The sequence below is a fragment of the Listeria sp. LM90SB2 genome, from assembly GCF_028867355.1.
GTDB classification, from domain to species: domain Bacteria; phylum Bacillota; class Bacilli; order Lactobacillales; family Listeriaceae; genus Listeria; species Listeria monocytogenes_B.
In genome coordinates, this window is record NZ_CP046449.1 from 2,194,952 (window position 1) to 2,208,490 (window position 13,539).

The 13,539-nt window shown below is 36.2% G+C and carries 13 protein-coding genes; 6 read left to right on the forward strand and 7 right to left on the reverse strand.

The window, feature by feature from the left end; translation table 11 throughout:
- Positions 1-7: 7 nt before the first annotated feature.
- A complete protein-coding gene (locus GL301_RS10820) occupies positions 8-817 on the forward strand; it encodes an alpha/beta fold hydrolase (RefSeq protein WP_010959010.1) in 810 nt (269 codons plus the stop codon).
- Positions 818-922: 105 nt separating this feature from the next.
- On the opposite strand, the gene manA is transcribed toward GL301_RS10820, so the two are convergent.
- On the reverse strand, positions 923-1,879 hold the full coding sequence (gene manA / locus GL301_RS10825) for a mannose-6-phosphate isomerase, class I (protein WP_003728352.1): 957 nt from the start codon (positions 1,877-1,879) through the stop codon (positions 923-925).
- 79 nt (positions 1,880-1,958) lie between these two features.
- Positions 1,959-2,690, reverse strand: a complete 732-nt coding sequence (locus GL301_RS10830) for an NADPH-dependent oxidoreductase (protein ID WP_003728351.1) — start codon at positions 2,688-2,690, stop codon at positions 1,959-1,961.
- A gap of 122 nt (positions 2,691-2,812) precedes the next feature.
- Between GL301_RS10830 and GL301_RS10835 the strand changes: the two genes are divergently transcribed.
- The 4 genes from GL301_RS10835 (at position 2,813) to GL301_RS10850 (ending at position 6,772) form a co-directional block, all read left to right on the forward strand.
- Positions 2,813-3,043 (forward strand): helix-turn-helix domain-containing protein, encoded by a 231-nt coding sequence (locus GL301_RS10835; RefSeq protein WP_003722372.1) that lies wholly within the window; start codon positions 2,813-2,815, stop codon positions 3,041-3,043.
- 83 nt (positions 3,044-3,126) lie between these two features.
- On the forward strand, positions 3,127-3,882 hold the full coding sequence (hemQ, locus tag GL301_RS10840; protein WP_003724538.1) for a hydrogen peroxide-dependent heme synthase: 756 nt from the start codon (positions 3,127-3,129) through the stop codon (positions 3,880-3,882).
- A 195-nt stretch (positions 3,883-4,077) separates the two neighbouring features.
- Positions 4,078-4,845, forward strand: coding sequence for an ABC transporter ATP-binding protein (locus GL301_RS10845; RefSeq protein WP_003724539.1), 768 nt, complete (start codon positions 4,078-4,080; stop codon positions 4,843-4,845).
- The gene (locus GL301_RS10850; protein ID WP_274758691.1) at positions 4,832-6,772 is read left to right on the forward strand and encodes an ABC transporter permease; all 1,941 of its coding nucleotides are present in this window, start codon (positions 4,832-4,834) and stop codon (positions 6,770-6,772) included. Before GL301_RS10845 ends, GL301_RS10850 begins: the two co-directional genes overlap by 14 nt.
- A 37-nt stretch (positions 6,773-6,809) precedes the next feature.
- Here the strand turns inward: GL301_RS10850 and GL301_RS10855 are convergent, their stop codons facing one another.
- On the reverse strand, positions 6,810-7,634 hold the full coding sequence (locus GL301_RS10855; protein WP_025206487.1) for a hypothetical protein: 825 nt from the start codon (positions 7,632-7,634) through the stop codon (positions 6,810-6,812).
- A gap of 60 nt (positions 7,635-7,694) precedes the next feature.
- On the opposite strand from GL301_RS10855, the gene GL301_RS10860 reads away from it, so the two are divergent.
- Positions 7,695-8,156 carry a GNAT family N-acetyltransferase gene (locus tag GL301_RS10860; RefSeq protein ID WP_003724616.1) on the forward strand — a complete coding sequence of 154 codons (462 nt, stop codon included), beginning with the start codon at positions 7,695-7,697 and terminating at the stop codon, positions 8,154-8,156.
- 34 nt (positions 8,157-8,190) lie between these two features.
- Here GL301_RS10860 and glmM read toward each other — a convergent pair whose 3' ends face one another.
- The 4 genes from glmM to GL301_RS10880 form a co-directional block, all read right to left on the reverse strand.
- Positions 8,191-9,543, reverse strand: coding sequence for a phosphoglucosamine mutase (glmM, locus tag GL301_RS10865; RefSeq protein ID WP_003728348.1), 1,353 nt, complete (start codon positions 9,541-9,543; stop codon positions 8,191-8,193).
- 249 nt (positions 9,544-9,792) lie between these two features.
- Positions 9,793-11,151, reverse strand: a complete 1,359-nt coding sequence (locus GL301_RS10870; RefSeq protein ID WP_003728347.1) for a CdaR family protein — start codon at positions 11,149-11,151, stop codon at positions 9,793-9,795.
- Entirely contained in the window at positions 11,151-11,972 is an 822-nt protein-coding gene (dacA, locus tag GL301_RS10875) for a diadenylate cyclase (RefSeq protein WP_003722380.1), read from the reverse strand. The genes GL301_RS10870 and dacA overlap by 1 nt, the downstream gene beginning before the upstream one ends.
- A 154-nt stretch (positions 11,973-12,126) precedes the next feature.
- A complete protein-coding gene (locus GL301_RS10880; protein ID WP_070298253.1) occupies positions 12,127-13,422 on the reverse strand; it encodes a phage baseplate protein in 1,296 nt (431 codons plus the stop codon).
- Positions 13,423-13,539 lie beyond the last annotated feature (117 nt).

A 13,539-nucleotide genomic window follows, 5' to 3' on the forward strand; every position in this document is an offset into this window, starting at 1 on the left:
ATAAAATATGCCATTATTTAAACACGAGGGAACTTACTTTAACTATGAAATCCAAGGTGAAGGCATACCATTTTTATTTCTTCATGGATTAGGTGATAATTTAAAATTTGCTTATGAAACATTTGATAAAGACGAGAAAATCCAATTAATTTCATTGGATCAAAGAGGCCATGGAAAAAGCGGAAACGATTCCAGAAAACTTAGCTACGACAGGTTGGCCAAGGACGCATTAGCGTTAATGGATTATTTAGGAATACAGCATTTTTTTGTCGGAGGATTATCTATGGGAGCTGGCGTTGCCGTGAATTTGGCCGTCCAAGCAGCCGATAAAGTGCTGGGCCTTATAATACTTAGGAGTTCTGCAACAGATGAACCGATGAAAAAAGAAGTGATAGCATGGTTTAGTACCGTAAGTAAGTATTTGCCTAAAAAAGATGGTGCCCTATTATTGGAGCAAGATCCGATTTTTCCATCGATAAAAGAGACCTATCCTAAAGCAATTGATACGTTTAAGCGCTATTTTGAAGATGACGCCGCTGTTACCCACTATAAAAAGTTTAGCGACATACCTAAAGATAGACCAATAAAAAACAAAAGTGAGTTGACTAATTTAACAATCCCTACTCTTATACTCGCAAATAACTATGATGTAATTCATCCAATCGAATACAGTTTGTTTTATAAACGTAATATTGAAAATGCAAGTTATTATGAACTAACACCTAAAACCATTGATGCAGAAAAACATAAACTGGAAATAACGACTTATATAAATACATTTATCATTAATACATCAAAAAAAACAACTTATAAGTAATCCAAAATGATATTTTAGTTGGCATTTCATAAAGCAATAAAGAAGCAGAAATCTTGTATATTCCATTTTCAAAATGGCTTTTATACAATGATTTCTGCTTATTTGTTATTTCACAGGCGGATTCGAAACAATCGCCGTCATTTTTCCATCAATTTCCCAAGATTTTACATCATTCGGCAATACAAAATGATCGCCTTTTTTAATCGATTGTTTTGTTCCATCAATCGTAAGTACCGCTTCTCCGTCTAAAACACTCACTAACGTATAAGGAGCTTTAGCCGCAAATTCAGCCGCGCCGTCCACTTCCCATTTGTAAACGCTAAAGAAATCATTCGATACAAAAGTAGTTTCAGTCAACCCACCACGTGTTTCTGTTTTAATATCTAACTTCGCATCCACATGCGGTGCAGTCGTAACGTCAATAGCTTTATCCAAATGAAGTTCGCGCAAGTTTCCTTCTGCGTCTTTACGGTCATAGTCATATACACGATAAGTAGTATCAGAGCTTTGTTGTGTTTCAAGCACTAACGTCCCCGTGCCTAACGCGTGAATTGTACCACTTGGAACATAATAAAATTCACCTGGTTTAATTGCCACTTTACGAAGCAATTTATCCCATTCGCCGTTTTTTGCCCAAGTAGCGAATTCTTCTTTGCTAGCTGCTTTGTGTCCATATATTAATTCCGCACCAGGAGCGCAGTCAATAATATACCAGCATTCTGTTTTGCCAAGTTCCCCGTTTTCATGCACTTTCGCATATTCGTCATTTGGATGAACTTGTACAGAAAGGTCCGTATTCGCATCCAAAATTTTCGTTAATAGTGGGAAAACGGCTTCTTTCGGATTACCAAAAAGTGCAGGATTTTCTTGCCATAATTCAGCTAATGTTTTGCCTTTATATTCGCCGTTTTTGATTACCGAAGGACCGTTCGGATGAGCGGAAATCGCCCAGTCTTCTCCAGTAGTATCAGACGGGATATCGTAACCAAAATAATCATGTAATTTCGTTCCACCCCAAATTCGGTCTTGAAAAACAGGGTTTAAAAATAATGCTTCTGTCATTATAAAATTACCTCCATTCCAGCGTTTTTGCTGGGTTTTGTCAATTAAAAGTATATACTAATAATGGCGAAGATGCTAGTTATTTCCCGCCTAAAAAGCCTCTTTCTTTTATTTGTTCTGTTAAATTTGGATAATAAGGTCTGTCATAAAATTTGGCTAACCGTTCGGTATAAGAAACAAAGCCTTCTCGCTCTGAAAACGGAATAATCTCTTGGTCATATGCTTCTAGTAAAGGCATGACATCTGTTTGGTACGTCTCTTCAAAATAAACTGCTTCTTTTGGCAAACGTGGTTTTACAGGTGCTTCGACATCTGGAACGCCAATACAAAGTCCGACAACGGGCATGACGAATTCTGGTAAATTTAGAAATTCAGCGGTTGCCGTAATATTTCTGCGCAAACCACCAATACAAATCGTCCCGTAATCAAGCGACTCAGCAGCTGTTAAAGCATTTTGCATACAAAGTCCGATGTCTGTTGCCGCAACCATTAGTAAATCTTCTTCCCCGGCAATTTGGAAACTTTTGCCGTGCATGTCACTCGCTACTTTTACGCGGTGAAAATCTGCCACAAAACAAAGAAAAACGGAACATTCTGCTATGTAAGGTTGATTTCCGCAAAGTTCGGCCATTTTATTTTTACGTTCTTGATCTTTAATCGCAATAATCGAATAGTGTTGACCATTAATCCACGACGGGGCTGCTTGAGCTGCTCGGATAATCGCATCTAGATTTTCTTCCGGAATCTCAACCCCTTTTTTATATTTACGAAAAGAGCGATGATTTCTTAGCAAAGTTAATACGTCATTCATATTTATGCCTCCTAGATTTATCATTTAGTTAAAGTATAGCTTGTTTTTAGGCAATTGTTAATGTTTTCTCTTGTATTTCTGCCAGATATTTTCTACACTTAAAGAAAAAGAGGTGAAAAGATGTGCGCCAACAACAAATAGATTTTAAATGGCTTGAAGAAAACTTCCTGACTGCGAATGAAGCCGCGACTTACTTAGGCATATCTAAGCAAGCACTCCTTTCCTTAGCCAAACGCGATGTACTCCCCTTTACGAAAAAAGGAAATATGGTTCTTTTCCACCGAATGGACATTGAACTTCGGCTTGAAAACCAACAAAGCTTACGTGAAAAATACCGTCCTTTTGAAACGTAAATTTCACAAACAGCGAAACGGACGAACTACTTCCCGTATGTTACACTTTAGTTAGTGATATTCTAAACAAGGAGTGATACATAATGAATGAAGCAGTAAAAACTTTAGATGGATGGTTTTGTCTACATGATTTTCGTTCGATTGACTGGGCTGCGTGGCGTGAACTAAATCCAGGTAATCAGGAACTTATGTTAAATGAACTCAGCCACTTTCTAAGCGATATGGAAATTACTAAAAATATCGGTGAAGGTGAACATACCATTTACAGTATTCTTGGTCAAAAAGCAGATTTAGTATTCTTCACTTTGCGTGATTCCCTTGAAGCGCTGAATGAAGTCGAAAATCGTTTTAATAAATTAGCGATTGCCGACTACTTGTTGCCGACTTATTCCTATATATCTGTGGTGGAATTAAGTAACTATCTAGCGTCTCACATGGCGGGCGGCGAAGATCCTTACCAAAACAAAGGTGTTCGCGCGAGACTCTATCCAGCACTCCCACCTAAAAAGCATATTTGTTTCTACCCAATGAGTAAAAAACGGGACGGCGCTGATAATTGGTATATGCTTCCAATGGAAGAACGCCAACAACTTATTCGCGACCATGGCTTGATTGGTAGAAGCTATGCGGGCAAAGTACAACAAATTATCGGTGGTTCCATCGGATTTGACGATTACGAATGGGGCGTCACTTTATTTTCCGATGATGCACTGGAGTTCAAACGCATCGTAACGGAAATGCGCTTTGATGAAGCAAGCGCTCGATATGCTGAATTTGGTTCTTTCTTTATTGGAAACCTGTTACCATCCGAGCAACTTTCTAAATTATTTACTATTTAATATAAGTAAAAACTGGAATTCAATCTAACAAATGACTGATTTTGTTAGCTGGATTCCAGTTTTTTTATTTCACTAAACTAACAATTTTGTAAGGATATCTACCGTAAATGTCATTTGATACGATGGAACGAGTCCTATATACACGATAGAATGATACATATACTAACCGAATCTAGTTTTTAAGGAGAGAAAATAATGGAGACAGTTTTACAAGCAAAAAATGTGAGAAAAATATACGGTAGCAAAGGAAATGTCTACACTGCACTAGAAAATATCAGTATTGATATTAAAGAAGGTGAATTTACTGGAATTATGGGACCATCTGGGGCTGGTAAATCCACGTTACTAAATGTCTTATCTACTATTGATAAACCGACTTCTGGTCAGATTGTGATTTCCGGACAAGAACTCGAAAACATGAATGAACAACAAATGTCCACTTTCCGACGTGACAAACTAGGTTTTATATTCCAAGATTACAACTTACTAGACACATTAACTATCCGTGAAAATATTATCCTTCCCCTCGCACTAGCGAAACGCCCAGTAAAAGAAATGGAAGAAAAATTAGCAATTATCAGTGAAAAATTCGGCATTACAGAAATCCTTGATAAATATCCAAGCGAGATTTCAGGTGGTCAAAAGCAACGTACTGCAGCTTCAAGAGCAATTATTACTGCACCAAGTTTAATTTTTGCCGATGAGCCAACCGGTGCGCTTGATTCTAAATCAGCAACCAACTTACTTGAAAGCTTACGTGACTTAAATGAACAAGATAAATCAACAATCATGATGGTAACACATGATGCGTTTGCAGCAAGTTTTTGCAAACGAATTTTATTTATTAAAGACGGAGAATTATACACAGAAATCTATCGTGGAACTAAAACACGTAAGGAGTTCTTCCAAAAAATTCTAGACGTCCTTGCAAAACTGGGGGGCGACTCAGATGACGTTATTTGATTTAGCTAAGAAAAATATTCGACATAATTTTGTCCATTACTTTTTATATTTTGCATCGATGATTTTCAGCATTATGATTTATTTTACATTCCTTGTTCTTTCGAAAGATCCATCTGTTGTAGCTAGAATTGACCAATCAGCTAAATTATCGACAGCATTTTCAAGCTCCTCAGTCATTCTACTTATTTTTGTAGCGATTTTTATCCTTTATTCCAATAATTTCTTTACCCGAAAAAGAAAAAAAGAAATTGGACTTTACTCTTTACTCGGCCTTCGTAAAAAAGAAATTGGTCGCATGTTGTTTTATGAAAATTTTATTATGGGACTTGGCGCATTAATCATCGGTATTATTGCCGGTACATTACTTTCCAAGCTTTTTGTAACCATTTTACTTAACTTAATTAATCTTGATAGTATTGGTGGTTTTGCCTTTTCTTGGGCAGCAGTAATACAAACGAGTATTGTCTTTATTATCATCACGTTATTTACATCATTTACTGGTTACCGTATTATTTACCGCACCACTTTACTTGATTTGTTCCACTCAGAATCAAAACGCGAAAAAAGTCCAAAACCTTCATTCATCTTAGCCTTACTTTCGATTTTATTAATTGGTTTAGGCTATTTTATCGCTGGACAACCACTTGATTCTAAAGGTTCTATTTGGGCACAACTTGGCTTTTCTATTGGGGCATTAGTTATTTTAGCTTCGGTAATCATTGGTACTGCACTTTTCATTACCTTTTTCTTACCGTATTTACTTACAAAACTTAGAAATAACAAACGTATTTTCTATAAAGGTAGTAACATTATCTCGACCTCGCAATTAGCCTTTAGAATATCATCCAATGCGAAAACCTTGATTATTATTTCTATTTTAAGTGCAACAACCCTTTCTGCTATAGGGACAATAAGCAGTGTGTATTATCAAGCAAATACGTCCGCAAGCACGTCCGCTCCATCTAGCTTTGAATATGAAATACCTAAAGATAGTGAAACAAACAATAAAATAATTAAAACTGCGGAAAGTGACCCTGATCATCCAGTAGAGTTTAAACAAAAAAGCACTTACTATATCGTTAAAGCAGAGGGAGCTCGTCCAGACTTTGTAGAATATGATATAAATGAGGGTTTTCCAGTTATTTCCGAATCTGATTATAATTCTCTCGTAAAAAAACAAGGAACACCTGAAAAAACAGCTAATCTCAAAGAAGACGAAGCACAAATGGTACTAACTATTACTTATGACGAAGATGCTCAAAAAGAAATGATTGGTGAGAAATTCACACTTAATTCGCCGGATAAACCAAATATTAAGATTAAATCTGTCGTTCAAAACTCACCAATAAGTACTATTCCAGGCTTGCTCGTACTTCCAGACAGCCAAGTAGCTAAGATAGCAGCAGATTCTTCAATTGCTGCTCACGGTGTCGAATCCATTTCAGTTAAAGATGCAAAACAAGCACAAGCATTAGATAAGAAGATGCGTGCTGTTATTCCAAAAGATACGAATTTCGTTTCTTATACGAAGATGTACCAAGAGATTATTACAGTCACTGGTGTTCTTCTCTTTATCGGAATGTTCATCGGTTTTGTGTTCTTAGCAGCAACAGGAAGCATCATCTACTTCAAACAGCTAACAGAAGCGTATAACGATATTGGTACTTTTGATATCTTGAAAAAAATTGGTCTTACACGTAGAGACATTCGTAAAGTCCTTGCTAAACAGTTACTAGTTGTATTCTTAATTCCACTAATCATTGGTATTGCACATAGTAGTTTTGCACTTCTCGGACTTTCACATATGTTAGCACTTGATTTAACTTTGCCAGTTGTTATTTCTACTGGAGTTTATACATTAATGTATATTGTTTACTATTTTGTTACCTTAAATAGCTACACAAATATCGTTTTCGGCAAAAAATAAAAAAAGAATCCCTCTAATCTTAATTAGAGGGATTCCATTATTTTTTCGCAATATAACCAAAGATACTAGATAGAAAAGCAGAAGCTCCCATGAGGAACTGCATACCAAACACTTCTCGTTCATTACTACCAAATGTAATAGATAAATTTTCTTTGGCAAAATCAATCCAATTTGTCACAGATAAATAATTTGTCAGTAAAATAAAGGCTGCACCCATTAAAATACCAACTAAAAGATACGAAACTTTACGCCAGGAAAAGATTACCACTAGAAGAAATATAACAGCCATAAAGCATGCAAAGTAACCATCTAATACCTTTGTAAATAAATAACCTTCTTTAATATTATCCGAATGTAATTGTCTAAAAATAGTTACTGCAGCAAAAACCGATGTCACTGCTCCAAGGAGTGAGAAAACACCTGCTGCATAACGCCATTTCGTTTTCCAAGCTTGATCTGCTTGTATTTCTTTTGCTTGAAATTTTGGTCCAATAAGTAATGCGATTAATACTAAAAGTCCCAAAATACATAATAAAGTTCCCGACCATTCAAATGGCTGTGCATACTCTAATTTTGAAAGAATTCGGAGCTGATAATAATACACCGAAAACCCTTGGAATAAAACGAAACAGATAACGCCAATAATACTTGCAAGGCGAAAACTTTCTTTTCTCATAAAAACAAAACCAATAATAAAAAGTCCTACACCAAAAAATAATAGCATCCAATAATTCCATACAAAAACAAAACTATTTTCTTCTGCATTAAAATAACCAATAACCGCACTAATAAAACTGTATAGTTGCGTAATACCAAGAGCGATTAACAAACTACCGCATATTCCTCTCCATTTACTAGGCAATTCGCCCACTTCCTTCCTATTTATGCCTTGCCATGTTACCCTAAGAGTGAGGTGATAAAAATGAACTGGACCATCTGGGACAAAAGCCAACCAGTCCCACTCACTCTTTTGTTAGATGCCGATCCTAGTGAAAAACAAATTGCGACATACTTCAACAAATCTCATGTGTTGCAATTAATGCAAGCTGATACAATCATCGGCGTTGTTTGTTTATTTCCACTAAATAAGAACCAACTCGAAATAATGAATATTGTTGTTTCTTCAGAATACAGAAACCAAGGTATTGGCAAAAAATTACTCGAAAAAGCTTTTGATTATGCAACTCATAAACACTTTTCAAAAATTATCGTTAAAACTGGAAATTCTAGTATTGACCAACTTGCCTTTTACCAAAAAAATGGTTTTCGGATGCAGCATATTATCCCAAATTATTTTACTGAAAATTATCCTAATCAAACAATTATCGAAAACGGCATTGCTTGCTTAGATCAAATCATTCTATTAAAAGAAATAAAATCCTGATGAAGTTTATCATCAGGATTTTTTGTTTGTTGTTTTAATCGTTAAGTGCCATTTCTGAACGAACAACCGCTGAAATACGTTCACAATATTCGTCTGTTTCTTCTTTCGTAGCAGCTTCTACCATCACTCTTACTAATGGTTCTGTACCTGATGGGCGAACAAGAACTCGACCATTACCAGCCATTTCAGCTTCTACTTCACCGATTACTTTACTTACTTTCGGATTATCTGTTACATGGTTTTTATCACTTACACGGATGTTTTCTAGTTTTTGCGGGAATGTTTTCATTTCAGCCGCAAGCTCAGATAATTTTTTCCCAGTTGCTTTCATCACGTTGATTAATTGGATTCCTGAAAGAAGTCCATCACCAGTTGTATTATGATCTAAGAAAATAATATGACCAGATTGTTCTCCGCCAAGATTATAATTACCTTCACGCATAGCTTCTACTACATAACGGTCACCCACTGCAGTTTGTACATCTTCAATCTCAAGCTCTTTCAAACCTTTATAGAAGCCTAGATTACTCATAACTGTTGATACAATTGTGTTGTTATTTAATAAGCCTTGTTCACGTAAATATTTCGCGCAGATAAACATAATTTTATCTCCATCGACAATTTGACCAATTTCGTCTATTGCAATAACACGGTCGCCATCGCCATCAAAAGCTAAACCAACATCTGCTTTTTTATCTAAAACAAAGGCAGCTAATGCTTCTGGATGTGTAGATCCGACGCCATCATTGATATTTAAACCGTTTGGAGACGCTCCCATCGAACTAATATCCGCATCTAAATCTGCAAATAAATGCGTTGCAAGACCTGAAGTTGCACCATTCGCACAATCAAGTGCAATGTGATATCCATTAAAGTCATTTTCGATTGTTTGTTTCAAGTATTGAATATATTTTTGTTTGCCTTCAAAATAATCGCTCACTGTCCCAAGACCTTCTCCACTTGGTCGAGGTAGCGTATCTTCTGCTGTATCAAGAAGCTGTTCAATTTCTTCTTCCTGATCATCTGACAATTTAAAGCCGTCAGAACCAAAGAATTTAATACCGTTATCATCCACTGGATTATGGCTGGCGGAGATCATTACACTAGCAGAAGCGCCTTGTGCTTTTGTTAAATAAGCTACACCTGGTGTGGAGATAACTCCTAGACGCATTACTTCAATCCCTACAGAAACAAGTCCTGCGATTAAAGCGGATTCAAGCATTTCTCCAGATATACGTGTATCACGAGCTACAAGAACACGTGGATGTTCCCCTACGTGACGGGTTAAAACATACCCACCCATTCTACCTAATCTGAATGCAAGTTCTGGTGTTAATTCAGAGTTTGCAACACCTCTAACTCCATCCGTACCAAAATATTTACCCATTTCATTACTCTCCTTCTAAGTCATTCATTATCTAAATGATTTTTGTTTGTCATTTCATCATTACTTTGTCAAATGCTGGTTCTATCTTTGCTAATCTCAACCATACATTTGTTATTATACCTTTTTTAAGAGAAAATTTCATCCCTCTACAATAAAACGTTGGTATTGCTTGCTTTTCCACTATTCTATGTATAAAAAGTTCTTTGCCAAAAAGGAGGAGTATGAGACTAGCGCCCCACACTCCTTATGTTATGTGCTTTTGGAAGGTACTTCAATAGATGCCTCTTTATCCGTAATAATGAAATCAGCTTGTCTAGGATTAATAACATAGGCAACATTATCCGGTAAGCCATTCAATTCTAGTGGAATACTGTAACTTCCTGCTTTGCTTTTACTCAAATTGGCAATCACACTCAAGTCTTTCGCCGCTATTCCGTCTACTGTTTTCTTCTCTCCAGTTATCGTCACAGATACTTTTCCATTGGCAGGAGTTATCATTTGTGCATCGAAAGTATTTTTCAATCCACTCATGTAGACTTGCATATTAGAAAATGACTTAGAAATTTTTGTATCGTTATCTCCTGAATCATCGGTGTTTTTATCCGTTGTATCTGTGTCTTGGTTATTACTATCTGAAGTTGTTTGATTGTTATTTGCTTCAGACTTTTTTACGGTCTTAATCTTCACCTCTATCGTCGTCGGTTGGACTGATTTGGCTCCAGTTGGAACCGGGACAGTCACTTCTTTGACGGTATCTGCTTTGATTTTAGAAACATCAATTGGAATTTCAATTTCTTTGATTTTTTCAAGGACCGCATCGTCACCAACTACAACTACTTCTGACTTATCTGGTGTCATGCTGGAAATTTCAATATCACTTTCTGGCGTGCCTTCTTGCTTAATTTTCACTGGAACTGACTTGCCGACTTTTTCAACTGGCACGGTCACTTCCACTTCTTGCGGATTTACTTCGACATCTAGCTTGTTCAAATTGCTATCAAAAACAGAGACGGTAGCCTTATCGGTAAATTCGGATTTATGTTTGCCATCACTTTCGAGTGTTGCTTTTACATAAGCAATTTGTTCGATAGTATCTTTTGCACCAGTAATAGAGACTTTTTTAGGATCAATGATGGGCGTTCCAGCTTGATAACCATCTGCAACGACAGATTTGCTCAATTCTACGTCAACAGAGAATTTTTTCGTTACTTTTTCTTGTACATTGACGTTGACTGTTGCTGGATTCACTTTTACTTTTAGGCGGTCAGATACATCTTTCACTTGTAGTTTTACTTCTTGAGTCCCAATGGAAGCATTTTTCAAATCTGCATAAACGGTAAAGTCTTGTTGAGCTTTGGCAGACTGAACGATGCTACGAGGGCCTGAAAGCGTGACTGTAACGGTTTCTGGAATACCCGAAATATATAAATTCGTTTTATCATAATATACTTTGACCGGGACATTCTCGATGACTTCTGAATCACTAGAAGAAGTCGTTGAAAAAGTCGTGGCGTTATTATTATTTGCATTAACTGATGTAAAAAGGATGGCTGCGAGTAGTAAGGCTACAATCCGAATCGACCATTTGTTATTTAAAATTCGATCCATCATTCGCTTTTGCCTCCTTTCCATTTAGAAAAGATAGAAGGTTTCTTTGCAGTTACTGTGACTAGTTCTTTAAGAAGAATTTTATGTAACTCTTCTTCTGACACATCACGGAAAAGTTCTCCACCTTTAGTTAGGGAAATTCCGCCAGTCTCTTCAGAAACTACAATCGTAATACTATCTGTCACTTCACTAATCCCAAGTGCAGCCCGGTGACGCGTTCCAAGTTCTTTGGATAAGAACGGGCTATCTGAAAGTGGCAAGTAACTTGCTGCCGATGCAATTTCGTTTCCTTTAATAATAACTGCTCCATCATGAAGCGGTGTATTCGGAATAAAAATATTAATTAATAATTGAGAAGAAATTTTTGCATTTAACGGAATCCCTGTTTCAATATAATCGTCCATGCCTGTATCGCGCGCCACTGAAATCAGCGCCCCAATTCGACGTTTTGCCATATACTGGGTAGACTTTTCGATAGACTCGATTAAATGATGCTGTTCACGCTCTATTCTTGATCCATAACGAGTAAAAATATTGCCTCGTCCAAGCGTTTCTAAAGCACGGCGTAATTCCGGTTGGAAGATAATTATAATTGCAAGGAATCCCCAAGTAAGCATCTGATCCGTAATCCATTCTACTGTTTGGAGACCAAAAAATCCGCTTAATAGTTTGACTGCAATGATAATAAAAATGCCTTTTAATAATTGTACTGCTTTTGTACCTCGGATTAACATGATCACTTTATAAATTACAAACCATACGACAAGAATATCTACAATATTTGCTAGATAATGCAATATCGACATATTGGAAAAATCCATCACTTCACCTCCGTGCCTCTTGAAAACCATTTATGATCACATGGTTCACTTTCTTTATTATAGCATAAGAGTGCAGGTGGAAAAAGCAATCGTCCCGCCAAAAATTGGAAAGATTTGTTAAAGAAATCATTCAGCGCTCTTTAATTTTAATTTATTACAAAACCATACCATAGATTTTTTTAATACCCATATTCGTAATATTACCCCGTACTGTTCCGTTATTTGAAACTTCGATTTTGACTGCACGATCATTCTTAAAAGATGTTAAGTCATCATTAAAATTAGCAGCGTATTCGTACATATCTACATTATTTCCACTAGTATCACCAATATTACTCGAAGCAAAAATAAATGATTTAGATGCCTCGAATAGTTTTGGCGATACGAGTCGAGATGCAGTTGTATACCCCCCACCAGATTCAAGGACAACTTGGATAATATCAAAATTATTTAACGTTTCACGTAATTTAAAATTTGTTGTCATATCCCCTTTAGTACTTTGATCAAAAATAACTTCTGTACGTTTTCTACTTATAATAAGGTTTCTTAAACTTTCAATTTCTGTTTCTATGTTTTCACTATTATTTTCTACAAGATCAAATGCTCTATTCATACGATTCCCTGCTCCTCCCAAAGCATATCCTACTACAATATGCTTTTGGTTATTTTTATAATATACACAAACATTTTCCGGTTCTGCAAAATTGCTTTCTGTGGTTTGCATTGCTTTTGTATTGAACTTAAATGTTGTTTGATACACACGTTTTCCAGTTACTATATCCACGCAAGTTAATTGTTTTGGTTCTTCAACGCCACCAGTACCAGAAGCTGTATATAAATATGGAAAATCTAACGCACACCCTTGGTAAACATATGCATCATTTGCTTCAGTTGCCTTTACTTTATAAAGTACTTCAAGCTTTCCCTCTCTTACAGAGGAAGCACGCACGATTCTAATATTAAACGTTTTAGGATCTCCACCTGAATGAAAAACCAACATATCGTTTTTCAAATCTCCTGAAATTCGGTTATAGCTGCCACTCTCTACTTTTGAAATGAAAATACTGGACTCGGTTCCCTTTAGGATTTTATTACTTTCATAAGGGTAACAAACCACTTCCCATTTATTGTTAATTTTATATGCCGACCAAATATGCATTTTTTTACTTTCTAAATTATAATCAAGTGCAATATTTGTTCCATGCCCACCGTTTAAACACCACATTTGATCAATGTAATTTCCTTTCAAATCTGTCCTCGTAATGTTATATGACTCCCCAGCTCCAGCATCAGTCATTTTTTTTCCGCTGTACTGTTGCGTCCAGTAAATCATATCTCGCTCGTAGTCAACAGAAACAGATTGCATTACTCTAGCATTGTAATCAACATTATGTTTAGGTATAGAAGCTAGAATAGTTGCTTCATTTTCTATTACTTTCAAATTTGCCATTATCCGATCCCCTTTTGATTTATTATCAGCTGATAAACTAAGTATAAGACAAATTAACTTTCAAAAAGTATCGAAAAAGTATCATCAAAAAACTCGCATCAGGCTATCTGATACGAG

Bases quoted from the DNA above. Each gene is read 5' to 3' on its own strand.
- manA (WP_003728352.1), bottom strand. From the start codon at position 1,879: ATGACAGAAGCATTATTTTTAAACCCTGTTTTTCAAGACCGAATTTGG.
- GL301_RS10820 (WP_010959010.1), top strand. From the start codon at position 8: ATGCCATTATTTAAACACGAGGGAACTTACTTTAACTATGAAATCCAA.
- GL301_RS10845 (WP_003724539.1), top strand. From the start codon at position 4,078: ATGGAGACAGTTTTACAAGCAAAAAATGTGAGAAAAATATACGGTAGC.
- GL301_RS10880 (WP_070298253.1), bottom strand. From the start codon at position 13,422: ATGGCAAATTTGAAAGTAATAGAAAATGAAGCAACTATTCTAGCTTCT.
- dacA (WP_003722380.1), bottom strand. From the start codon at position 11,972: ATGGATTTTTCCAATATGTCGATATTGCATTATCTAGCAAATATTGTA.
- GL301_RS10860 (WP_003724616.1), top strand. From the start codon at position 7,695: ATGAACTGGACCATCTGGGACAAAAGCCAACCAGTCCCACTCACTCTT.
- GL301_RS10850 (WP_274758691.1), top strand. From the start codon at position 4,832: ATGACGTTATTTGATTTAGCTAAGAAAAATATTCGACATAATTTTGTC.
- hemQ (WP_003724538.1), top strand. From the start codon at position 3,127: ATGAATGAAGCAGTAAAAACTTTAGATGGATGGTTTTGTCTACATGAT.
- glmM (WP_003728348.1), bottom strand. From the start codon at position 9,543: ATGGGTAAATATTTTGGTACGGATGGAGTTAGAGGTGTTGCAAACTCT.
- GL301_RS10870 (WP_003728347.1), bottom strand. From the start codon at position 11,151: ATGGATCGAATTTTAAATAACAAATGGTCGATTCGGATTGTAGCCTTA.
- GL301_RS10830 (WP_003728351.1), bottom strand. From the start codon at position 2,690: ATGAATGACGTATTAACTTTGCTAAGAAATCATCGCTCTTTTCGTAAA.